Annotated in this window: 17 protein-coding genes and 1 pseudogene; 15 read left to right on the forward strand and 3 right to left on the reverse strand. The window is 71.7% G+C overall.

The genetic code is table 11. The features are described from left to right. The first annotated feature begins 290 nt into the window (after positions 1-290). Together ACGFRB_RS15690 and ACGFRB_RS15695 are read left to right on the forward strand one after the other, a co-directional pair. Positions 291-968, forward strand: coding sequence for an RNA polymerase sigma factor (locus tag ACGFRB_RS15690; RefSeq protein ID WP_363007008.1), 678 nt, complete (start codon positions 291-293; stop codon positions 966-968). Beyond that, positions 968-2,275, forward strand: a complete 1,308-nt coding sequence (locus tag ACGFRB_RS15695; RefSeq protein WP_393243379.1) for a hypothetical protein — start codon at positions 968-970, stop codon at positions 2,273-2,275. Before ACGFRB_RS15690 ends, ACGFRB_RS15695 begins: the two co-directional genes overlap by 1 nt. 226 nt (positions 2,276-2,501) lie before the next feature. Here ACGFRB_RS15695 and ACGFRB_RS15700 read toward each other — a convergent pair whose 3' ends face one another. Beyond that, the gene (locus tag ACGFRB_RS15700) at positions 2,502-3,407 is read right to left on the reverse strand and encodes a peptidoglycan-binding protein (protein WP_393243381.1); all 906 of its coding nucleotides are present in this window, start codon (positions 3,405-3,407) and stop codon (positions 2,502-2,504) included. Between the two features lie 261 nt (positions 3,408-3,668). Between ACGFRB_RS15700 and ACGFRB_RS15705 the strand changes: the two genes are divergently transcribed. The 3 genes from ACGFRB_RS15705 (at position 3,669) to ACGFRB_RS15715 (ending at position 7,101) form a co-directional block, all read left to right on the forward strand. Next, positions 3,669-5,249 (forward strand): methylmalonyl-CoA mutase, encoded by a 1,581-nt coding sequence (locus ACGFRB_RS15705; protein ID WP_393243383.1) that lies wholly within the window; start codon positions 3,669-3,671, stop codon positions 5,247-5,249. 217 nt (positions 5,250-5,466) lie between these two features. After that, positions 5,467-6,147, forward strand: a complete 681-nt coding sequence (gene leuE / locus ACGFRB_RS15710) for a leucine efflux protein LeuE (RefSeq protein ID WP_363006844.1) — start codon at positions 5,467-5,469, stop codon at positions 6,145-6,147. Positions 6,148-6,279: 132 nt separating this feature from the next. Next, positions 6,280-7,101 carry a MerR family transcriptional regulator gene (locus ACGFRB_RS15715; RefSeq protein WP_393243385.1) on the forward strand — a complete coding sequence of 274 codons (822 nt, stop codon included), beginning with the start codon at positions 6,280-6,282 and terminating at the stop codon, positions 7,099-7,101. A gap of 66 nt (positions 7,102-7,167) precedes the next feature. Here ACGFRB_RS15715 and ACGFRB_RS15720 read toward each other — a convergent pair whose 3' ends face one another. Then, on the reverse strand, positions 7,168-8,598 hold the full coding sequence (locus ACGFRB_RS15720) for an alpha-2,8-polysialyltransferase family protein (protein WP_393243387.1): 1,431 nt from the start codon (positions 8,596-8,598) through the stop codon (positions 7,168-7,170). Beyond that, positions 8,595-9,638, reverse strand: coding sequence for a glycosyltransferase family 2 protein (locus tag ACGFRB_RS15725; RefSeq protein ID WP_393243389.1), 1,044 nt, complete (start codon positions 9,636-9,638; stop codon positions 8,595-8,597). Before ACGFRB_RS15725 ends, ACGFRB_RS15720 begins: the two co-directional genes overlap by 4 nt. A 210-nt stretch (positions 9,639-9,848) precedes the next feature. On the opposite strand from ACGFRB_RS15725, the gene ACGFRB_RS15730 reads away from it, so the two are divergent. The 10 genes and pseudogenes from ACGFRB_RS15730 to ACGFRB_RS15775 all read left to right on the forward strand — a co-directional run. Further along, positions 9,849-11,213, forward strand: coding sequence for a DUF6716 putative glycosyltransferase (locus tag ACGFRB_RS15730; protein WP_393243391.1), 1,365 nt, complete (start codon positions 9,849-9,851; stop codon positions 11,211-11,213). Further along, complete coding sequence (locus ACGFRB_RS15735) at positions 11,213-12,490, forward strand: cytidylyltransferase domain-containing protein (protein WP_393243393.1); 1,278 nt, start codon at positions 11,213-11,215, stop codon at positions 12,488-12,490. The genes ACGFRB_RS15730 and ACGFRB_RS15735 overlap by 1 nt, the downstream gene beginning before the upstream one ends. 27 nt (positions 12,491-12,517) lie before the next feature. Beyond that, entirely contained in the window at positions 12,518-13,414 is an 897-nt protein-coding gene (locus tag ACGFRB_RS15740; RefSeq protein WP_393243395.1) for an N-acetylneuraminate synthase family protein, read from the forward strand. Then, positions 13,411-14,601 (forward strand): hypothetical protein, encoded by a 1,191-nt coding sequence (locus ACGFRB_RS15745; RefSeq protein WP_393243397.1) that lies wholly within the window; start codon positions 13,411-13,413, stop codon positions 14,599-14,601. Before ACGFRB_RS15740 ends, ACGFRB_RS15745 begins: the two co-directional genes overlap by 4 nt. 116 nt (positions 14,602-14,717) lie before the next feature. Further along, a complete protein-coding gene (locus ACGFRB_RS15750; RefSeq protein WP_393243399.1) occupies positions 14,718-16,100 on the forward strand; it encodes an amidohydrolase in 1,383 nt (460 codons plus the stop codon). 283 nt (positions 16,101-16,383) lie between these two features. After that, a complete protein-coding gene (locus tag ACGFRB_RS15755; protein ID WP_363006862.1) occupies positions 16,384-17,448 on the forward strand; it encodes a BMP family ABC transporter substrate-binding protein in 1,065 nt (354 codons plus the stop codon). A 182-nt stretch (positions 17,449-17,630) separates the two neighbouring features. After that, the gene (locus ACGFRB_RS15760; protein ID WP_393243401.1) at positions 17,631-19,406 is read left to right on the forward strand and encodes an ABC transporter ATP-binding protein; all 1,776 of its coding nucleotides are present in this window, start codon (positions 17,631-17,633) and stop codon (positions 19,404-19,406) included. After that, positions 19,403-20,521, forward strand: a complete 1,119-nt coding sequence (locus tag ACGFRB_RS15765) for an ABC transporter permease (RefSeq protein WP_363006866.1) — start codon at positions 19,403-19,405, stop codon at positions 20,519-20,521. Before ACGFRB_RS15760 ends, ACGFRB_RS15765 begins: the two co-directional genes overlap by 4 nt. Then, positions 20,518-21,780, forward strand: coding sequence for an ABC transporter permease (locus ACGFRB_RS15770; RefSeq protein ID WP_363006868.1), 1,263 nt, complete (start codon positions 20,518-20,520; stop codon positions 21,778-21,780). The genes ACGFRB_RS15765 and ACGFRB_RS15770 overlap by 4 nt, the downstream gene beginning before the upstream one ends. An 11-nt stretch (positions 21,781-21,791) precedes the next feature. Beyond that, positions 21,792-22,259 (forward strand): annotated as a pseudogene (locus ACGFRB_RS15775) (cytidine deaminase); the annotation flags it as partial. Positions 22,260-22,434 lie beyond the last annotated feature (175 nt).

Here is a 22,434-nt window from a genome sequence, read left to right on the forward strand (position 1 = left end):
GAGTGACCCGGAAATGGAAGACGACCGAGGCCGCCACCCCCCACAGGAGAGGCCCCGGTCGTCAACCGTGGAGTCGCCGAGGCGGCTCCGTATTCCTTACAGCGCCGTCGCCCCGATTTCTGTCACACCCCACCCCGACCCGGGCATCCGACCGGGAAGTTGCGCGTTGTACAAAGTTCCGGACCGCGTGGACGCGGTGCCCGGAGACGACGTAGCGTTCTGCTGCGCCGGGGGGCGGCGTGGCGGTGACCACCGGCCACGATGAGCGCGACGACGGACAGGTGTGGGGAGTGCTGGGGGACGAGGCGGAGCTGACGGCCGCAGTGCTCGCCGCGCGGAACGGCGACGAGCGGGCATTCCGCGCCGTGTACCACGCGGTGCATCCACGGCTCCTCGGCTACGTGCGCACCCTCGTCGGCGAAGCCGACGCCGAGGACGTCACCTCCGAGAGCTGGCTCCAGATCGCCCGCGACCTCGACCGTTTCACCGGCGACGCCGACCGCTTCCGCGGCTGGGCCGCCCGGATCGCCCGCAACCGCGCCCTCGACCACATCCGGATGCGCGGCCGCCGTCCCGCCGTCGGCGGCGACGAGACCGAACTCACCGACACACCCGCCGAGTCCGACACCGCGGACGAGGCGCTGGAGGCCCTGGCCACCGGCCACACCATGCATCTCATCGCCCAACTGCCCCAGGATCAGGCCGAGGCCGTGGTGCTGCGCGTCGTCGTCGGTCTGGACGCCAAGAGCGCCGCCGACACCCTCGGCAAGCGCCCCGGCGCCGTACGCACCGCCGCCCACCGCGGACTGAGGAAACTCGCCGAACTCCTCGGCGCTTCCGGCCCGGACGGCGGCGCCGACGACACCGGACCGTTCGGCGCCGTGCCCGCCCAGCGCGCCGTACGGGCCGGAGCCCCGCCCCCCGGACGTGTGACGCAAACACGCGCGCGGACGCAGAAGGACATGTGATGGCCGACGAGCGGTATGCATGGCTCGACCAGGAGACCTCGGAGCGGCTGCTGCGCGGTGAGCCCGTCGACCCCCCGAGCGACGAGGCCCGCGACCAGGCCCGGCTCCTCGCGAGCGCCCTCGAATCGGCCCGTACGCCACCACCCCTGACCCCCGTCGGTCCCGACGGCGAACTCCCCGGCGAGGCAGCCGCCTTGGCCGCCTTCCGGGCATCCGCCGCGGGGCGGGGGACCGGTGCCAAACCTCTGTCGGCCGGGGCAATTGGGCCGGGCCGGGCGACCGACCTCGGCGCCGTCCGGCTCGGGCCCGCCGCCGGGTCCCGCCGCTGGGGACGTTCGCTGCGGTACGGGCTGGCCGCCGCGTTCGCCGCCGTCACGGTCGGCGGGGTCGCCGTCGCCGCGGGTACGGGTGTCCTGCCGCTGACCTCCCACCCGGCGGGCGACTCGGTCAGTGCCGCCCAGACCGCCGGCCCGAACGCCTCCGGCACGGCCGGCGGCGTCGGCACCGAACTGCCCGCGACGTCCTCCGGGGGTTCCGGCGGGTCGTCCGCCACGCCCGGTACGACCTCCGGCCCGGGCACCGGCCCGGCCCGGCCCGGCGGCACCGCCGACGAGCCCGGCACGGGCACCGGGACCGACCCGGAAGAGGACGGGGACGGGGACGAGGACGAGGACGGGAGTGGCACCGCCGAACGCGCCCGGGTGCTCCAGGCCTGCCGCGACTACCGCGCGGGCACGCTCGCGGCGAACGGGCGGCAGCGGCTTGGCACCCTGCTCCGCAACGGTGAGACCGTCAAGCGCTACTGCGACCGGCTGCTGTCCGGGGCTTCCGGCCCGTCGGCGACACCCCCGGCCGGACGTACGCCGACCAGCGGGCGTACGCACTCCGGGAACGGCGGCGGCTCGGGCAACGGCAACAACTCCGGGAACGGCAGCGGGAACGGGAACGGATCAGGCTCCAACTCCGGCTCCGGCTCCGGCAGCAACTCCGGGAACGGCGGCGGCTCCGGTTCCGACGGAGGCGATTCCGATGGCGACGGCAACGGCGGCAACGGGCACGGGAACAGCAACGGGAACGGGAACGGGCACGGCAGCGGGAGCGGCAAGAACAACAGCAACAGCAACAACAGCAACAGCAACAACAGCAGCAACGGCGGGAACCACGGGCAGTCCGCCGGAAACAGCCAGGCCGGCCACAACAACAGTGGCAACAAGAGCAACGGCAACAGCCAGGGCAACAAGAACAGCCCGAACGACCGCCAGAACGACCAAGTCAAACAGCGCGAACCCACCCTCGCCCTCGCCTGACGTGCCCGCTCCCGGCGTCTCCACCGGAAGGCATATGCCGGAGGGTGTGACACTTTCCGGCCCCGAGACGCAGTAGAGAGTGAGCCGACTGGTCATCGGCGAGCGCACAGAGCCGGGGTTCCCCCCGTACCTCCGGCTCGGCGCACCTGGCGCGGGCGGGTCACGTTCCCCCGGACCCGCCCGCGCCCCTTCCTCTCCCGCTGCCGTTCCTCCACTTCACGGCACGTCACCAGTGGACGACGACCTTGTCGCCGACCTTCACCTGGTCGAAGACGCGCGCGAGCTTCGCCCTGTCCCGGACGTTGACGCAGCCGTGCGACGCGCCGGCGTAGCCGCGGGCCGCGAAGTCGGGCGAGTAGTGCACGGCCTGGCCCCGGCTGAAGAACATCGAGTACGGCATCGGCGTGTGGTAGATCGTCGACGTCCAGTCCCGGGCCTTCCACTCCACCCGGAAGGTGCCCTCGCGGGTCGGGGTGTTCTCCGAGCCGAAGCGCACGTCCATCGCCGAGACGACCTTGCCGTCGATCATCCAGGCGAGCGTCCGGCTCTCCTTGCTGACGCACAGCACCCGCCCGGTCAGACAGCGCGGATCGGGCTTGTCGAGGGTGTTGGTGGTCGGCGGGGTCAGCTCGGCGGTGGTCGGCCGGTGCGTCCCCGCGACCAGCCGGTCCCAGGTGGTCTGGTCGACCGAGCCGGTCGCCGGCAGCCCGTGCTTCTTCTGGAAGGCGCGCACCGCGGCCGTGGTGATCGAGCCGTAGAAGCCGGTGGGCGCCCGGCCGAAGACGCCGGCCTGCCGCAGCCGCGCCTGGAGTTCACGGACCCGCGCGCTCTCGGCACCCTCGGCCATCAGGACCTTCGCGGAAGGCGACGGAGAAGGCGTGGCCGTGGCCGTGGGCTTGGCGGAGGAGGCGGAGGGAGCGGGAGCGGGGGAGGAGGGCTTGGCGTCGTCCGTCGGCGTTCCGGCCGGCTTCCCGGACGGCACCGCCGCCGGCGCGGAAGCGGACGCCGACGCGGAGGACGCGCCCCCGCCCGCCCCCGCGGTGGCCCCCTGCCCCGGATCGCAGCCCGCCGCCAGGGCGACGGCCGCGGCGGCCAGGACCGCCGCACGTATGACGGACGACGAACGTTTCATCGGTGTCCCCCCGGATAGCCGCGCAAACCGTGTGTGCCACGTCGTGTGCACCAAGTCGTGTGTACCCAAGGGATGCTTCCCCGCCGCGCGCGGTTGCGCACGTGACCGAACCGAGACGGGCATGCTGTGAGGAAGGTCCCAGCGGGCTGCTCTCCTCCGGCCGGTACGCCCGGCACTACAGTCCGTCGCGAGGGGTCGGTACCCACGAGTAGCGGTTGAGTTTGCCGCTGAGCAGCAGCGGTTGATCGGGAGGCACAGCACATGGCGCGCGAGTCGGAGTCCGGACTGCCCATCGAACCGGTGTACGGGCCGGACGCCCTGGAGGGCTGGGATCCGGCCGAGAAGCTGGGCGAGCCGGGCGCGTACCCCTTCACCCGGGGTGTGTACCCGTCGATGTACACCGGTCGGCCGTGGACCATGCGCCAGTACGCGGGCTTCGGCACCGCCGTGGAGTCCAACGCCCGTTACAAGCAGCTCATCGACAACGGCACCATGGGTCTGTCGGTCGCCTTCGACCTGCCGACCCAGATGGGCCACGACTCCGACGCGCCGCTGTCGCACGGCGAGGTCGGCAAGGTCGGAGTGGCGATCGACTCGGTCGACGACATGCGGGTGCTGTTCGACGGCATCCCGCTGGACAAGGTCTCCACGTCGATGACCATCAACGCCCCCGCGTCGCTGCTGCTCCTGATGTACCAGCTGGTCGCCGAGGAGCAGGGCGTCCCGGCGGAGAAGCTGACCGGCACGATCCAGAACGACGTGCTGAAGGAGTACATCGCCCGCGGCACGTACATCTTCCCGCCCAAGCCGTCGCTGCGGCTGATCGCGGACATCTTCAAGTACTGCAAGGCCGAGATCCCGAAGTGGAACACCATCTCGATCTCCGGCTACCACATGGCCGAGGCCGGCGCCTCGCCCGCGCAGGAGATCGCGTTCACGCTCGCGGACGGCATCGAGTACGTCCGGACGGCCGTCGCCGCCGGCATGGACGTGGACGACTTCGCGCCGCGTCTGTCGTTCTTCTTCGTGGCGCGGACGACGATCCTGGAGGAGGTCGCGAAGTTCCGCGCGGCCCGCCGGATCTGGGCGCGGGTGATGAAGGAGGAGTTCGGGGCGAAGAACCCGAAGTCGCTGATGCTGCGCTTCCACACGCAGACCGCCGGCGTGCAGCTCACCGCCCAGCAGCCCGAGGTCAACCTGGTGCGGGTCGCGGTGCAGGGGCTCGCGGCCGTCCTCGGCGGCACGCAGTCGCTGCACACCAACTCCTTCGACGAGGCCATCGCGCTGCCGACGGACAAGTCGGCCCGGCTCGCGCTGCGCACCCAGCAGGTCCTCGCGTATGAGACCGACGTCACCGCCACCGTCGACCCGTTCGCGGGCAGCTACGTGGTCGAGCGGATGACCGACGAGGTCGAGGCCGCGGCGGTCGAGCTGATGACGAAGGTCGAGGAGCTGGGCGGCGCGGTCGACGCGATCGAGCGCGGTTTCCAGAAGAGCGAGATCGAGCGCTCGGCGTACCGCGTCGCGCAGGAGACGGACTCCGGCGAGCGGGTCGTCGTGGGCGTCAACCGCTACACGATCGACGTCGAGGAGCCGTACGAGCCGCTGCGCGTCGACCCGGCGATCGAGGCGCAGCAGGCCGAGCGGCTCGCCGTGCTGCGCGCCGGGCGCGACCAGGCGGCCGTCGACGCGGCGCTGGCGGAGCTGAAGAAGGCGGCGGAGGGGACGGACAACGTCCTGTACCCGATGAAGAAGGCGCTGAAGGCGCGGGCCACGGTCGGCGAGGTGTGCGACGCGCTGCGCGAGGTGTGGGGCACGTACGTGCCGACGGACGCCTTCTGACCGACGTTTTCCCATGCCTTCCGAAAGGCCGCCGACTGCGCGCCGGCGGCCTTTCGGTCCGTGCTCCCGGCCGCCTCTTCCGGCCGCCTCTTCCGGCGGCCTCCCCGGGCCGTATTCCGGGCGCCGTACGGGCGTTCTCCGGGCGCCCTCCGGCAGTCGGTTCCGCCTGCTGAAACCCGAAAGCGGAACCTCGTACTGGTGTGCGACACTCCGCATCATGCTGGGTGTCACCGATCTGCCGACCTATCTCGCCGGCCTCGCCGTCATCATCCTCCTGCCGGGGCCGAACTCCCTCTACGTGCTGTCCGTCGCCGCCCGCAAGGGCACCCGGACCGGCTACAAGGCCGCCGCCGGCGTCTTCACCGGCGACACGGTCCTGATGACCCTCGCCGCCCTCGGCGCGGCCTCGCTCCTCCAGACCACGCCCGTGCTCTTCCTCGTCGTGAAGTACGCGGGCGCGGCCTATCTGACCTGGATGGCGTACGGGATGATGCGCTCGGCGATCTCCATGTGGCGCGCGCACCACCAGGAGCGGGAACCGGCCGAGTCCGTCGCGGCGGAGATCGCCCAGGCGTCAAAGGCGGCCGAGGCGGCGGAGCACCCGTACCGCAGGGCCCTGGTCATCAGCCTGTTCAACCCGAAGGCGATCCTCTTCCTGATCTCCTTCTTCGTGCAGTTCGTCGACCCGTCCTACGCCTACCCGGCGCTGTCCTTCCTGGTCCTGGGCACGCTGCTGCAGATCGGCAGCTTCCTCTACCTCACCACCCTGATCTTCAGCGGTACGCGGCTCGCCGCCGCCTTCCGCCGCCGCAAGCGGCTGTCCGCCGGGGCGACCTCGGCAGCCGGGGCGCTCTTCCTCGGCTTCGCCGTGAAGCTCTCGCTGAGCAGCGCGGCCTGACCCGGACACGTCCCCCTCGTTCCCTCGCCTCCCTCGTTCCCTCGCCTCCCTCGTCACACGTTCTCCCGACCCCTCGTAGCGAGCCCACCGGTTGACCCTGACACCGTGTGAGGCGCTCCCGTAGGAGTCGTCATGTTCACCATCGGAGACTTCGCCCGGTACGGGCGGGTGTCGGTCCGCATGCTGCGCCACTACGACGCCATCGGACTGCTGCGCCCGGCCCGTGTCGACCCGCACAGCGGCTACCGCCACTACACGGCGGACCAGCTCGCCCGGCTCAACCGCGTCATCGCGCTCAAGGAACTCGGCTTCACCCTGGAACAGGTGGGGGCCATCCTCGACGACGAGATCGGCGCGGACGAGCTGCGCGGGATGCTGCGGCTGCGCCAGGCCGAACTGGAATCGGCCCTGGACGAGGCGCGGGCCCGGCTCGCCCAGGTCGGCGCGCGGCTCCGAGCCATCGAGAGCGAGGGACACATGTCCACGCAGGACGTCGTCGTCAAGAAGATCCCGGCGGTCCGGATCGCGGAGCTGAGCGCCGCCGCGGCCGGCTTCGGCCCGAAGGACATCACGCCGGTCATCGGCCCGCTGTACGAGGAGCTGTGCGCCCGCCTGGAGGCGGCGGGCGTCACCGGGTTCGGCCCGGGCATCGCGTACTACGAGGACGCGGGCCGGGGCGACGGCTCGGTCGTCGTGCACGCCGGGATGACCGTCCCGGAGGGGACGGTCGCGGAGGGCGTGCTGGTGCACGTCCTGCCGGGTGTCGAGCAGGCCGCCACCATCGTCCACCGGGGCTCCATGGACGGCATCCTGCCGACCGAGCAGACCCTGGCCGCCTGGATCGGCGCCAACGGCTACCGGTCGGCCGGATACGCCCGCGAGCTCTACCTGGAGTGCCCCGAGGACCCGGCCGGCTGGGTCACCGAGATCCAGGAGCCGGTCAGCCGGGTCTGACCCGGCCGTACCCGACGCGGGTGTCGGTCCGGCGCGGTGGTCGACCTCCTCGGCCGGCCGCCTCGGTCAGCCGCGCCGGACCGAGGCCGCCGCCCGCAGGGCCCGCCGCCGCAGCTTCAGGGCGCGGCGGGCCAGCCGGCGCAGACCCGGGTGGCGGGGGACCGGCAGTCCGCCAGGCAGCCCGAGCGAGGTCAGCCGGCGCAGGGTGACGTGCTCCCGGGTGACGGCCGCGTGCGGGCCGGCCAGATGACGTACGGCCGCGTCCCGCAGGTCCGGCCGCAGCTTCGACTGCATCACGAACCCGACTGCCGCCACCAGGTCCGCGAGCGCGGTCCTGGTCAGGGGCGAAGGCCCGGCGCCCGCCGGATCCTCCTCCAGATCCGGTACGAGCGCGTCCGCGAGGACGAGGGGGATCCGGTTGCTGTTGGCGTACGGCGTGAGCCGGGCGAGCAGCGGCCGGGTGCCGACCTTCGCCGTCGGGATCCCGTAGAAGGCGCTCGCCGTGAACAGCGCCGTCGAGAAGCAGCCCACCACGAGCGCGGGCCGCAGCTCCCCGTACAGCACCTCGGCGAGCACCGGACGGTCCAGGACGGTCAGTTCGGCGCCGAGCGCCGCCGCCTCCCGGACCAGCGCCGCGGACCAGGCGTCGGGGGCGCTCGGGTGCGGCTTGAAGACCAGTCGGCGGTGGCCTCGGGCGATCGCGCCGCGCACCATCCGCAGATGCAGGTCGCCCTCCTCCTCGGGGGTGAGGAGGGAGAGGGCCGCCAGGTACTGGCCGAGCAGCAGCGCCGGTCCGGGCTCCGCTTCCGCGCCCTTCTTCTCCTCCTCGCCCGCCTCCGGCCCTGGCCCCGCCAGCTCCTCGACGACCTTGGTGAACGCCTTCGCCGGTACGGCCTCGGCGACCGCCCCGAACTCCGCGAGCAGCAGCGGCTTCAGGCCCGGCACCAGATCCAGGTGCAGCAGCCGCCGGACCCGCTCGCCGACCAGCGGATCGATCTTGTTACGGGTGGGGCCGTAGCTCATCAGCCCGTCCGCGTACACATGGATCGCCGCCTCCGGCAGCAGCCGGGCGATCGTCAGGGCGGGCGCCACCTGGAGGGATTCCACGACGAGTTCGACCCGGTGACCGGGGCCCTCGCCGAGTCCCCACAGCCGACGCACATACCGCTGGAGCAGGGGCAGATCGTCCGCGCGGGGGGTCCAGCCGCCCGGGTGCAGCGGCTCGATCGTCGCGTTCCAGTCGAGGATCTCGTCGAAGCGGCCGCGCAGCCGCTCGAAGCCGGGCATCCGGTGGACGGGGGTGGTGGTCTCCGGCACGGACGCGTTGGTGGAGACGAGCAGCAGCCGCCGTCCGGCCGGCGCGAAGCAGCCGCTGTCGAGGGCGGCGGCCAGCGTCGCGGCGCCGTACAGGGTGGAGACGTAGAAGATCTGCGTGGTGCCGGTGCCGGTGCCGGTGCCGGTGCTGGTGCTGGTGGGGTGGTTCGTACGGCTGCTCATGCGGTGCTCGTCTCCTGGTGGACCGGGGTGGCCGGGTCGACGGCCGGGTCGACGACCGGATCGGCGGCCGGCGCGCCGAGGACGGGACGCCGGCGCTTGAGCCGCCGCAGCGGGCCCGCGCGGTCCTCGCCCATCGCCGCCAGTGTCTCCGCGAGCACGTCCTGCGGCAGCCGGCGCAGGGCCGCCGCGCTCCGGATCCGCAATTCCCGGGCCACCCGCGGCTCGAATCGCTCGCTGTTCCCGAGGTGATGGGAAATCACCGCGCAATAGGTGCGGACCGCTTTGGGAAGAAGCAGATCCGCCTCCGGATCCGCGCTGGTCTCCTCGATGACCTGGTCGAAAGCGCGCAGGAAATCGAGTTGCCGGACATCGCCGATCTGGGTGAGCGAGGTGGCGACTCCGCGCCGGTAGAAGATTCCGGGTTCCCCGGTCACGGCGAAGGATTCCGCTTCCCGGTGCAGCCGCCAGATCCACGGCCGGTCCTCGGCCGTGCGCAGCCCGTCGGTGAAGTGCAGCAGCCCACGGTCGAGCAGCCGCCGCCGGTAGATCCCGGCCCAGGCGTACGGATAGTCCACGGCCGTGCTCCGGTCCGAGGGAAGGATCACGTCGCGCGGGCTCAGCACCTCGTCGCGCCGCCCCACCGGCACCCGCCGCACCGACCGCTTGCGGCCGGTGACCTGCACATGGTCGACGCGCAGGAAGTCGCAGTCCAGGGCGTCGAGATCGGCGACGAGACGGGCGTAGTAGCCGGAGGAGAGCCAGTCGTCCCCGTCGAGGAAGGTCAGATACGCGCCGCGGGCGGCGTCCAGGCCGGTGTTGCGGGCGGTGGCGAGACCCTTGTTGCGTGGGTGCCTGAGCAGCCGCGCGCCGGGGATCTCCTGTTCGGCACGGGCCAGGAGTTCGGTGGTCCCGTCCGTCGAACAGTCGTCGACGAGCAGGAACTCGAAGTCCTCGCGGGCGTTCGCGCGCAGGCTTCGCAGGGTGTCGGAGGCGTATGTCTGCACGTTGTGGAACGGCACGACGACGGAGAGCTTGACCACCCGGCCGACGCTAGGCGGCGCCCCGGCATTCGCCCTGACCGGAAAGGGGACGAGCGGTGAACACGAAGCGGCGGGCCTCTTAACCGCCCTTGTTCCCGACCCCTTCCCGGCCCCTTTCTGTCCGTTTCCCGCTCGGCGGATCGATGCTGTTCACCCTTTGTTGCAGCCGTGTTGGGCCGCGAATCCCGTATCCCTCCTAGCGTCCTCGACGTGTCCTCACGTACCGAACGAGCGGTGCGCGTCGCCGTTCTCGCCGATTCCGACACGCGGTGGAAATGGGGCGTGCTCACCGCACGCAGAATCACCGCGGAATTCCCGGGAAGCGCCGAGAATGCCGGAGCCCCCGGAGCCCCCGGAGCCGCCCCCGGATCGGCCCAGTCCGCCGCACCGGCCGGGCCCACCGGCTTCGTGCTGCGCGGCCGCGCCACCCCCACCACCCGCCAGCTCGCCGAGACCGGGGTCTCTCCCGTCGCGCCGCGCGAGGTGACGGGAGCGGAGTTCCTGCGCGAGGTACGCGCCGCGGCCGACCGCGGCGAGGGATACGACGTGATCGTGCTCGCCCTCGTCGGCGGCACCGTGCGCGCCCTGCTCCAGGGCATCTCCGAACTCGCCCTGGACCGCCGCCCGGTGCTCGTCACCGGCTATGTCGGCGTCGTCTACGAGAAGCTCGCCGACGGTCTGCTGCTGCGCCACGGCGCCGATGTCGTGCTCGCCAACTCCCGTCACGACGCGGACCGTTTCCGCGCCGTGTACGAGGGGGTCGGCGCCGACCCGTCGGCCGTCGTCGAGGCCGCGCTGCCGTTCCTCGGCGGAGCCCCGTACCGGCGCGAAGAGGGCCGCGACACCCTGGTGTTCGCCGCCCAGCCCTCCGTACCGGTCACCCGGGCCGAGCGGGCGTACGTACTGCGCCGGCTGATCGAGCACGCGCGGCGGCGTCCCGACCGCGAGGTGCTGCTGAAGCTGCGCTCCAAGCCGGGCGAACACACCACGCACCTGGAGGAGTTCCCGTACCAGCGGCTCGTCCGCGATCTCGACGTGCCGCCCAACTTCCGTCTGGTGTACGGGCACATGGGCGAGGTCCTCGACCGCAGCGACGTCGTGGTCACCGTCTCCTCCACGGCCGCCCTCGAAGCCCTGCACCGGCGGATCCCCACCGCGATCCTCACCGACCTCGGGGTGCGCGAGGCGCTCGGCAACCACCACTTCATCGGCTCCGGGCTGCTCACCTCCTTCGACGGACTCGACGCGGGGAACGTGCCCGAGCCCGACAAGGACTGGCTGGACCGGCAGGGCGTGGCCGCCGACGGCTCGTACGACCGCGCCTTCGACGCCGCCCGCGACCGGGTCGCACGGCTTCTCGCCGGACCCGCCCTGCCGCCGGTCGCCCCGTACTACACAAAGTCCACCGCCGGCGGCTATCTGCCCGGCATCCTCGCCCGCCACCGCCTCGACGTCACCGCGCCCGCGCCCCGCGCGAGCGGTGTGCGCCGGATCGTCCGCGAGGCGGCGCGCGGTGCCTACCGCCACGGTGTCCAGCGCGTGGCACCCGTCATCCGACGCCTGGGAGATCTGTGATGCCCGCCCCGACGAACGATCCGCCGACGAACCAGCCGGCGCCGGCGCACCAGGCCACCCCGACGGCCGCACCCGCACCGACGACCCCGGCCACCCTGCCCGTCCCCACCGTGCTCGCCGTCGTCCCCGCCCGGGGCGGCTCCAAGGGTGTCCCCGGCAAGAACCTCGCCCCGGTCGCCGGGATCGCGCTGGTCGGCCGGGCCGTCCGCGCCTGCCTCGGCGCGCCCGCCGTCACCGATGTCGTCGTCTCCACCGACGACGAGGCCATCGCGGACGCCGCCCGCGCCCATGGCGCCGAGGCCGTCCGCCGGCCCGCCGGGATCTCCGGCGACACGGCCACCAGCGAGGCCGCCGTCCTGCACGCCCTGGACACCTTCGAGGCGCTGCGTGGCCGCACCCCCGACGTCGTCCTGCTCGTCCAGTGCACCAGCCCCTTCCTCACCTCGGAGGAGATCGACCAGGTCGCGTCCGAGGTGGCCGGCGGCGGCGCCGACACCGCCTTCACCGCCGCCCCCAGCCACGGCTTCCTGTGGAAGAGCGGCGCGGATGGCGCCACCGGCGTCAACCACGACAAGGCCCACCGGCCGCGCCGCCAGGACCGCGAGGCGGAGTACCTGGAGACCGGCGCCGTCTACGCGATGGCCACCGACGGCTTCCGTGCCCACCGGCACCGCTTCTTCGGCCGCACCGCGCTCGTCGTCACCGACCCCGCCCGGGTCCTGGAGATCGACGACCCGCACGACCTCGCCCGCGCCCGCGCCCTCGCGCCGCTCCTGGACCGGCCGGCCGGTCCGGCCTTCGGCGACATCGACGCGGTCGTCCTGGACTTCGACGGCACCCAGACCGACGACCGTGTCCATATCGACGCCGACGGAAGGGAGTTCGTCTCCGTGCACCGCGGCGACGGCCTCGGCATCGCCGCCCTGCGCCGCGCCGGAATGCCGCTGCTGATCCTGTCCACCGAAGAAAACCCCGTCGTCGCCGCCCGCGCCCGCAAGCTGCGGATCCCGGTCCTGCACGGCGTGGACCGCAAGGACCTCGCCCTCAAGGACTGGTGCGACGAGCACGGCATCGACCCCGCGCGCGTGCTCTACGCCGGCAACGACGTCAACGACCTGCCCTGCTTCCGTCTCGTCGGCTGGCCCGTCGCGGTGGGCAGCGCCCACGACTCCGTACGGGCCGCCGCCCGCGCGGTCACCGATGCCCCCGGCGGCTTCGGTGCGATCCGCGAGATCGCCGCCTGGCTCCTCGGACCCGAGCTCAACACCCCCGCATAGCCGTCCACTTCTTAAGGAACCACCATCATGGGCAACTCCCGTCTGCGCACCCTCGGCGCCAAGACCGCCGGCCCCGGCCACCCCGTCTACGTCACGGGCGAGATCGGCATCAACCACAACGGCTCCCTGGACAACGCCCTCGCGCTCATCGACGTGGCCGCCGAAGCCGGCTGCGACGCCGTCAAGTTCCAAAAGCGCACCCCGGAGATCTGCACCCCGCGCGACCAGTGGGACATCGAGCGCGACACCCCCTGGGGCCGGATGACGTACATCGACTACCGCCACCGCGTCGAGTTCGGCGAGGACGAGTACCGCGCCATCGACGAGCACTGCGCGAAGCGCGGCATCGACTGGTTCGCCTCCCCGTGGGACAACGAGGCCGTCGCCTTCCTGGAGAAGTTCGACGTGCCCGCCCACAAGGTGGCCTCCGCCTCCCTCACCGACGACGAGCTGCTGCGCGAACTGCGTGCCACCGGCCGCACGGTGATCCTCTCCACCGGCATGTCCACCCCGAAGCAGATCCGGCACGCCGTCGAGGTCCTCGGAAGCTCCAACATCCTGCTCTGCCACGCCACTTCGACCTACCCGGCCAAGGCCGAAGAGCTGAACCTGCGCGTCATCCAGACGCTCCAGGACGAGTACCCCAACGTTCCGATCGGCTACTCCGGCCACGAGACCGGCCTGTCGACCACGCTCGCCGCCGTCGCCCTCGGCGCCACCTTCGTCGAGCGCCACATCACCCTCGACCGCGCGATGTGGGGCTCCGACCAGGCCGCCTCCGTCGAGCCGCAGGGCCTGGCCCGTCTCGTCCGCGACATCCGCGCGATCGAGACCGCCCTCGGCGACGGCGTGAAGAAGGTCTACGAGTCGGAGCTCGGCCCGATGAAGAAGCTCCGCCGGGTCCAGGACACCGACGCCGTATGACCGGCCGGCTGGCGTTCGTCGAGAGCCCGGTCCAGCTCCTGAACGTCCTGGAGTGGGCCCATGCCGACGCCCTCGGGCGTCCCCGCCCCCTCGCCACCGTCCCGCCGCGGCCCGCGCGCGGCGGGACGGTGGCCGGCGGGCCCCGGGAAGACGGCACCCCGGCCGGCGGGGCCGCGCGCCACGGGACCCCCGACGAAGGCGACCTCGCGGACCCCGCCCCCCGACCGTCCTCGCTCGCCCATGCCGGCCTCCATGTGGTCGTCCTCGCGCCCACCGACCCGATGTCCCGCGGCCAGCTGCGCCGGATGGCCCAGCTGGCCCGGGACGAGGGCGTCACGGTCACCTGGCAGGACGCCCGGCTGGGCAAGGGCGCGGTGGTACGGACCCTGGGGGAGCTGGCCGGGCCCCTGCGCGCCGCGGAGCGGGTGATCGTCGGGGACCCGTTCTCGCGCTACGTCCAGCTGCTGCTCACCCTCTACGGCCCCCGCCGGGTCACCGTCGTCGACGACGGCACCGCGACCATGGAGTACGCGGCCCAGCTCGCGCGCGGCGAGCGCCTGGTGCGCTGGCACCGGCGGGGCAGCCTCGGCCCGCGCGAACTGGCGCTCGCCCCCGTCACCTCACTGGCCCGCCGCAAGCTCGCGCCGGGCCGCCATCGCACGGTGGAGATCTTCACCTCGCTGCCGGTCGAGGCACCGCCCGGAACCACCGTCACCGCCAACGACTTCGCCTGGACCCGGGCCGCCTTCGGCCCGCCCCGCCTCACCCGGGGCGCCGATCTGGTCGGCACCTCCCTGGTGGAGACGGGTGTGGTCGACCCCGACGAGTATCTGCGGGCCGTGACCGTCCTCGCCCGCACCCACGGCGCCACCCGCTACTTCGCGCACCGCCGCGAGAGCACCGACAAGCTGCACCGGGTCGCCACCGAGACCGGACTCGAAGTGGTCCGCCCCGACCTCCCGCTCGAACTGATCGCCCGCCGGGGCCCGATCGGCCGTACGGTCGTCAGCTTTCCGTCGACGGTCGTGCACACGCTGCCACTGGCGCTCGCCGGTACGGGTGTGAAGGTCGCCGTCTGCGAGATAGCGCCCGAGTGGATCAGACGGAGCGCCTCGCCGAGGGCGCGCGGCTTCCTGGCCGGGGTGGCGGGCAGCGCCCCCCTGACTGAAAGGCTCGAATTCGGGTAGGCATACCCAGTGAGGATGACAGCCACGCCTGGAGAGAGCGATTTCTTTCCCCTATCGGGCTGAAGTTTTCGCGATCAAGCGGTAGTTGATCTTCCAAGGGGCATACCCTTCCCAAGGTGAACCAGTTGAAGTCCCATGAGCCCGACCCCGGTCCGGCGCCCGCGGCGCTGCCCGGGAAGCTGTCCGAAACCCTGCGCGCCGAACTGATCGAGTTCCGCAGGGACTTGCACATGCACCCCGAGCTCGGCAAGCAGGAGTTCCGTACCACCGCCGTGCTCAAGGCCCGACTGGAGGCCGCCGGGCTGCGTCCGCGCGTACTCCCCGGCGGCACCGGGCTTGTGTGCGACATCGGCGGCGTCGTCGGCACCGTGGACGGCGGCATGGACGGCGGCATGGACAGTGGCGGGGGGAGAGACGAAAACGGCGGGGACGGGAAGAACGGCGGCGGGAACGACGGGGACCACCCCGGGGGGAGCACTCCGCGCGACGGCGGCGCCGCGGCCGACGGCCTCGGCCGGGAGCGACGTCCCGTCCTGGCCATCCGCGCCGACATCGACGCGCTGCCGATCCCGGACACCAAGACCGTCCCGTACCGCTCCACCGAGCCCGGCCGCGCGCACGCCTGCGGTCACGATGTCCACACCACCGTCGCCCTGGGCGCCGGTCTGGTCCTCGCCGCGCTCGACCGCGAGGGCCGGCTGCCCGCGCCGGTCCGGCTGATCTTCCAGCCCGCCGAGGAGGTGCTGCCCGGCGGCGCCACCGACGCGGTCGAGGCGGGCGTGCTCGACGGGGTCGGCCGGATCATCGCCGTGCACTGCGACCCGAGGGTCGACGCCGGCCGGATCGGCCTGCGCCACGGCCCCATCACCTCCGCCTGCGACCGGCTCGAAGTCACCCTGTCCGGTGGCGGCGGGCACACCGCCCGCCCGCACCTGACCACCGACCTGGTGACCGCCGCCGCCCGGGTCGCGGTCGACGTGCCCGCCGTCGTCGGCCGCCGGATCGACGCCCGCTCCGGTCTCTCGGTGACCTGGGGCCGGATCGAGTCCGGTCACGCCCCGAACGTCATCCCGCAGCACGCCGAGCTGTCCGGCACCGTGCGCTGCCTCGACCTGCCGTCCTGGCGCGAGGCCCCCGACCTGGTCCACGCGGCCATCGACGAGGTCGCCGCGCTGCACCGGGCCAAGTCGACCGTCGACTACGTGCGCGGCGTCCCGCCGGTCGTCAACGACCCGGCCGTCGCCGATCTGCTGCGCGCGGCCATGACGGCCCGGCTCGGCGCGGACGCGGTCGAGGACACCGAGCAGTCGCTCGGCGGCGAGGACTTCTCCTGGTATCTGGAGCACGTCCCCGGCGCCATGGCCCGGCTCGGGGTGCGCGCCCCCGACGAGACCCGGGTGCGCGATCTGCACGCGGGCGACTTCGACGTCGACGAGTACGCCATCACGGTGGGTGTGGAATTGTTCACGGCCGCCGTCCTGCTGGACGCGACCGCCTAGCCCGCCCGGCGTCGCAAATGCGGATATTTTCGGCCATGACCGCCACCGGATGGAAAGCGTCCGGTGGCTTGGCGAGGCTTCTGAGGGCCCGACGTACCGGCTTTCACCAGGCACGATGTCGGACCGTGCCGGAATGGGTGCGGTGCGTGGTGATCTGGCTGGTTCGCGTCGATCCGATAACGACTCATGAACGGGTCTTTAACTGACATCTACGCGCGTTACGATCGCCGCGAAACCAGCGCCGGAAGAGGCGCTTTCGGTCAGTCTTGAAGGGACCCTCCTCTTGCGCCGGATCACCAGGATCGCCACCGTGGGCATCGCCTCCGCGGCGCTCGCGCTGTCCGCCACCGCGTGTGGCAAGTCGTCGTCGGACGAGAGCTCCTCGCCCTCGTCGTCCTCCGACTCCAAGGCCCTCAAGGTCGCCATCGCGTACGACATCGGCGGCCGCGGCGACCAGTCCTTCAACGATGCCGCCTTCGCGGGTCTGCAGAAGGCCGAGAAGGAGCTGGGCGCCAAGGGTGCCGAGGCCGAGCCGTCCGACGGTGAGAGCGACGCCGACAAGATCCAGCGTCTGACCTCGCTGGCGCGCAAGGGCAACAACCCGGTCATCGGTGTCGGCTTCGCCTACGCCCCGGCTGTCGCGAAGGTCGCCAAGCAGTTCCCGAAGACCACCTTCGGCATCATCGACGACACCTCGAAGACCGGCCCGAACATCGCCAACCTGGTGTTCAGCGAGGAGCAGGGCTCCTACCTGGCCGGCGTCGCCGCCGCCAAGGTCTCCAAGTCCCACACGGTCGGCTTCATCGGCGGTGTCGAGGTTCCGCTGATCAAGAAGTTCGAGGCGGGCTTCGTCCAGGGCGTCACGGACACCGACCCCAAGGCCAAGGTGCTCAAGCAGTACCTGACCCAGGCGCCGAACATGGACGGCTTCTCGAAGCCGGACCTCGGCAAGGCCGCCGCGCAGGGCCAGCTCGACAAGGGCGCCGACGTGATCTACTCCGCCGCCGGTCTCGCCGGTTCGGGTGCGATCGAGGCCACCGCCAAGGCCGGCAAGTGGGCCGTGGGCGTCGACTCGGACCAGTACCTGCAGAAGGGCCTGGCCCAGTACAAGGACCACATCCTGACCTCGGTCACCAAGGACGTCCAGGGTTCCGTCTTCAACCTGATCAAGTCGGTCAAGGACGGCAAGCCGCAGTCCGGTGAGGTCCGTGTCGGCCTCGCCGTGGACGGTGTCGGCCTGGCCGACTCGAACCCGGCGTACAAGAAGCTGGCCGATGTCATCGCCGCCGTCGAAAAGGCGAAGGCGGACATCGTCGCCGGCAAGATCACCGTCAAGACCACTCCGTGACGCTGATCGCTCCATGATCGACCGAGGGCCCGGTGACGGGGGGAACACCCGCCGTCACCGGGCCCTCGGGTCCGCCCGCCACCGCTTTTCCGGCCGCTCCGTACGGCCCCCGCGGACCCGGCGGCCGGGCCCGGTCTCATTACCGTACGGGTTTTCCATTCTCGGCAGTGCTACGCGTGTAGATGTCCCAGCGGCACGATAACTTCGCCCCGCCCTGCCCGTCCGCTCCCACTCCTTCCGGCCAAGGAGAGTGCGCCATCAACGCGTCCAGCCCCCCTGCCGTCGAACTCCACGGCATCACCAAGCGCTTCCCCGGCGTCGTCGCCAACAAGGACATCGCGATCACCGTTCGCAAGGGCACCGTTCATGCCCTCATCGGTGAGAACGGTGCCGGCAAGTCGACCCTGATGAAGATCCTCTACGGCATGCAGAAGCCGGACGAGGGCACCATCGCCGTCGACGGCGAGCAGGTCTCGTTCCACAGCCCCGGTGACGCCATCGCGCGCGGTATCGGCATGGTGCACCAGCACTTCATGCTCGCCGACAACCTCACCGTCCTGGAGAACGTCGTCCTCGGCGGCGAGAAGCTCCACGGCATCGGCGGCAAGGCCCGTCGCAAGATCCAGGAGATCTCCGACGCGTACGGCCTCGGGGTCCAGCCCGACGCCCTCGTCGAGGACCTCGGGGTCGCCGACCGGCAGCGCGTGGAGATCCTCAAGGTCCTCTACCGAGGCGCCCGCATCCTGATCCTCGATGAGCCGACCGCCGTCCTGGTCCCGCAGGAGGTCGACGCGCTCTTCGACAACCTGCGCGAACTCAAGTCCGAGGGCCTGACCGTCATCTTCATCTCGCACAAGCTGGGCGAGATCCTGAAGGTCGCCGACGACATCACCGTCATCCGGCGCGGCACCACGGTCGGCACCGCCGACCCGAAGACCGCCACCACCAAGCAGCTCGCCGAACTGATGGTCGGCTCCGAGCTGCCCTCGCCGGAGACGCGCGAGTCGACGGTGACGGACGTCCCGATGCTCCGGGTGGCCGGGCTGACCCTGACCGAGTCCGGCGTGGCCTCCGCCGCCCCGCTGACGACGGCCGCCCCCGAGGACCCGGCCGCCGTCCTTGACATCCCGGAGCCCCGGGACGCCGAGCCGCGGGACGCGCTCGCGAAGACCGCGGGCACCCCGGCCGCCCCGGTGGCCGTCGGCGCCCGCAAGCTCCTCGACGACATCTCGTTCACCATCCACAAGGGCGAGATCCTCGGCATCGCCGGTGTCGAGGGCAACGGCCAGACCGAGCTGATCGAGGCCCTGATGGGCATGAACAGCCCGGACGCCGGCGTCATCACGCTCGACGGCACCGACATCACCACGACCTCCGTGCGAAAGCGCCGCGAGGGCGGCATCGGCTACATCCCCGAGGACCGCCACCGCCACGGCCTGCTCCTGGAGTCCTCGCTCTGGGAGAACCGGATCCTCGGCCATGTCACCGAGGCCCCGAACTCCAAGCGCGGCATCCTCGACCCGAAGGCCGCCCGCGCCGACACCGAGCGGATCGTGCGCGAGTACGACGTCCGCACCCCCGGCATCGACGTGACCGCGGCCTCGCTGTCCGGCGGCAACCAGCAGAAGCTGATCGTCGGCCGCGAGATGAGCCACCACCCCAAGTTCCTGATCGCCGCCCACCCCACCCGCGGTGTGGACGTCGGCGCGCAGGCGCAGATCTGGGACGCCATCCGCGACGCCCGCGGCGAGGGCCTGGCGGTGCTGCTGATCTCGGCCGACCTGGACGAGCTGATCGGCCTGTCCGACACCCTCCGGGTCATGTACCGAGGCCGGCTCGTGGCCGACGCGGACCCCGCCACCATCACGCCCGAGGAGCTGGGCTCCGCCATGACCGGTGCCGCCACCGGTCACCTGGAGGGCAACGACCAGCAGCCCGGAGACGGTGACGCCCGATGACGAAAATCGACAAGGACAAGCTGATCATCGGGGCCGCCGGCCCCGTGCTCGCGCTCGTCTCCTCGTTCGTGCTCACCGTGCTGGTGCTGCTCGCGACGGGCCTCGACCCGATCGAGCCGATCCAGCTGATGCTGGACAACGCGGCGTACTCCGACATCCAGGTGCTGATCGTCAACCAGACGGGCATCTACTACCTGGCGTCGCTGGCCGTGGCCGTCGGCTTCCAGATGAACCTCTTCAACATCGGCGTCGACGGCCAGTACCGACTCGCCGCCATGGTGTCGGCCCTCGTCGGTGCCTCCGTGAGCCTGCCCGGCCCGCTGCACATCCTGCTGATCGTGCTCGTCGCCATGCTCACCGGTGCCTTCTGGGCCGGTATCGCGGGCATCCTCAAGACCACCCGAGGGGTCTCCGAGGTCGTTTCCACGATCATGCTGAACTCGATCACCACGGCCCTGGTGGCCTGGCTGATCCTGCCGAAGAACTTCGGCGTCCAGCCCGAGGGCTCCAACAACCTGACCACCGGCGACATCGCCGAGACCGGCTGGTTCCCCGGCATCGACATGGGCGACGGCAACGGCGTCATCTACGGCTTCACCTTCGTCGCGCTCGGGCTCGGTGTCGTCTACTGGTTCGTCCTCAACCGCTCCCGCTTCGGCTTCGACCTGCGCGCCACCGGCGCCAGCGAGTCCGCGGCCCAGGCCAGCGGCGTCGACGCCAAGAAGATGGTCCTCACCTCGATGCTGATCTCGGGCGGCCTCGCCGGTCTGTCCGGCATGCCGACGCTGCTCGGCGAGACGCACACGTACAGCCTCGACTTCCCGGTCGGCGTCGGCTTCACCGCCATCGCGATCGCCCTGCTCGGCCGTAACCACCCGGTCGGCATCCTCTTCGCGTCGCTCCTCTTCGCGTTCCTGGAAAAGGCGTCCTCGACGCTGGACACCGAGGGCTACCCGAAGGAGATCACCGAGATCATGAAGGGCATCATCGTGATCGCCGTGGTCGTCTCCTACGAGCTCGTCCGCCGTTACGGCCTCCGCCGCCAGCAGCAGAAGGTCGGCGAGCAGCTGGCCGCCGGCGCCGCCCTCACGACCGACAAGGAGGTGGCGGCATGAGCACCGGCACCGTCGCCAAGCCCAGCGCCGCCCCCGCCAAGGGTGCGCGCCGCAAGCTGACCTGGCCCTGGATCCTGCTGATCGTCGCGGCCGGTCTCGTGCTCTTCTCGCTGGTCCGCGCCGTCTCCGGGGCCGACGACCTCACCTCGGTCGGCCAGGTCTCCGGCGCCCTCCAGCTCGCCGTGCCGATCGGCCTCGCCGGTCTCGGCGGTCTGTGGTCCGAGCGCGCGGGCGTCGTCAACATCGGTCTCGAAGGCATGATGATCCTCGGCACCTGGTTCGGTGCCTGGGCCGGTTACCAGTGGGGCCCGTGGACGGGTGTCGTCGTCGGCATCCTCGGCGGCGCGCTCGGCGGTCTGCTGCACGCGATCATCACCGTCACCTTCAACGTGAACCACATCGTCTCCGGTGTGGCGATCAACATCCTGGCGCTCGGCTTCACCAAGTACCTCGCGAACTTCACGTTCGCCGAGGCCGAGGGCGGCTCCTCCAAGCAGTCCCCGCGCATCGAGCAGATCACCCAGATCACCGTCCCCGGGCTCTCGGACAAGCTGGCCGAGCTCCAGGGCAAGCACTGGTTCCTGATCTCCGACCTGGCGGGCATCCTCGGCGGACTGGTCACCAACCTGTCGCTGCTGACGATCGTCGCGATCCTGCTGATCCCGGCCACCTGGTGGGTGCTGTGGCGTACGGCCTTCGGCCTGCGGCTGCGCTCCTGCGGCGAGAACCCGGTCGCGGCCGAGTCGCTGGGCGTCAACGTCTACAAGTACAAGTACATCGCCGTGGCGATCTCCGGCGGCCTCGCGGGCCTCGGCGGCGCGTTCCTCGCGATCGTGTCCACCGGCATCTACCAGGAGGGCCAGACCGGCGGCCGCGGTTACATCGGTCTCGCCGCGATGATCTTCGGCAACTGGATGCCGGGCGGCATGGCCCTCGGCGCCGGCCTGTTCGGCTTCACCGACAGCCTCAAGCTGCGCGGCGGCGCCGAGAACGTCCACGCGCTGCTGCTGCTGGTCGCCGTCCTGCTGGTGATCGCCGCGCTGTGGCAGCTGTACAAGAAGAAGTACGTGGCGGCCGTCGTCGCCGCCGTCGTCGCGGCCGGCTTCTTCTGCTGGTACGCGTTCACCGACGAGGTCCCGAGCCAGTTCGTGGACGCCGCTCCGTACATCACCACGCTGCTCGTGCTGGCCCTGTCGGCGCAGCGGCTGCGAATGCCGAAGGCGGACGGACTGCCGTACCGGAAGGGCCAGGGCAAGTGACGGCGGGGCCGATGGACCCGTCGAAGGACCCGGCCGCCGGCGAGTCCGGGGCCGAGGCCGGGGCCGCGCCCAAGGGCGGATTGTCCGGTACGGGCCTCTCCGAGGCCGGCTGGGCGTCCCTGCGCACGGCGGCCCGCGAGGCCATGGCCCGCGCGTACGCCCCGTACTCCGGTTACCCGGTCGGCGCGGCGGCCCTGGTCGACGACGGGCGGACCGTCTCCGGCTGCAACGTGGAGAACGCCTCCTTCGGTCTCGGTCTGTGCGCCGAGTGCGGACTGGTCTCGCGGCTCCAGGCGACCGGCGGCGGCCGGCTGACGCACTTCGCGTGCGTGGACGGCCGGGGCGAGCCCCTGGTGCCGTGCGGCCGGTGCCGGCAGCTCCTGTACGAGTTCGGGGGCCCCGAATTGGTCCTGGAGACGCCCGCCGGGTTTTGCACCCTGGCGGAGATGCTGCCGCAGGCGTTCGGCCCGGACCACCTGGTGTCGGGCCACCCGGCGCAGGGCGGTCCGGTGGACGGTCCGGTGGACGGCCCGGCTGCGGACCGCCCGGCTTCGGACGACCACCCGGCTTCCCCGGCTTCGTAATTCCCTGAGGCGGCCCTTCCGGCAGGATGGAGGGGCCGCCTTCTCCTTTGCTCCCTTCTCCCTTCGCTCT

It is taken from the genome of Streptomyces sp. NPDC048718 (assembly GCF_043198875.1).
Taxonomy (GTDB): domain Bacteria; phylum Actinomycetota; class Actinomycetes; order Streptomycetales; family Streptomycetaceae; genus Streptomyces.

Coding starts and splice junctions, on each gene's coding strand:
- ACGFRB_RS15695 (WP_393243379.1), top strand. CDS start 968: ATGGCCGACGAGCGGTATGCATGGCTCGACCAGGAGACCTCGGAGCGG.
- ACGFRB_RS15700 (WP_393243381.1), bottom strand. CDS start 3,407: ATGAAACGTTCGTCGTCCGTCATACGTGCGGCGGTCCTGGCCGCCGCG.
- ACGFRB_RS15705 (WP_393243383.1), top strand. CDS start 3,669: ATGGCGCGCGAGTCGGAGTCCGGACTGCCCATCGAACCGGTGTACGGG.
- leuE (WP_363006844.1), top strand. CDS start 5,467: ATGCTGGGTGTCACCGATCTGCCGACCTATCTCGCCGGCCTCGCCGTC.
- ACGFRB_RS15715 (WP_393243385.1), top strand. CDS start 6,280: ATGTTCACCATCGGAGACTTCGCCCGGTACGGGCGGGTGTCGGTCCGC.
- ACGFRB_RS15720 (WP_393243387.1), bottom strand. CDS start 8,598: ATGAGCAGCCGTACGAACCACCCCACCAGCACCAGCACCGGCACCGGC.
- ACGFRB_RS15735 (WP_393243393.1), top strand. CDS start 11,213: ATGCCCGCCCCGACGAACGATCCGCCGACGAACCAGCCGGCGCCGGCG.
- ACGFRB_RS15740 (WP_393243395.1), top strand. CDS start 12,518: ATGGGCAACTCCCGTCTGCGCACCCTCGGCGCCAAGACCGCCGGCCCC.
- ACGFRB_RS15745 (WP_393243397.1), top strand. CDS start 13,411: ATGACCGGCCGGCTGGCGTTCGTCGAGAGCCCGGTCCAGCTCCTGAAC.
- ACGFRB_RS15760 (WP_393243401.1), top strand. CDS start 17,631: ATGTCCCAGCGGCACGATAACTTCGCCCCGCCCTGCCCGTCCGCTCCC.
- ACGFRB_RS15765 (WP_363006866.1), top strand. CDS start 19,403: ATGACGAAAATCGACAAGGACAAGCTGATCATCGGGGCCGCCGGCCCC.
- ACGFRB_RS15770 (WP_363006868.1), top strand. CDS start 20,518: ATGAGCACCGGCACCGTCGCCAAGCCCAGCGCCGCCCCCGCCAAGGGT.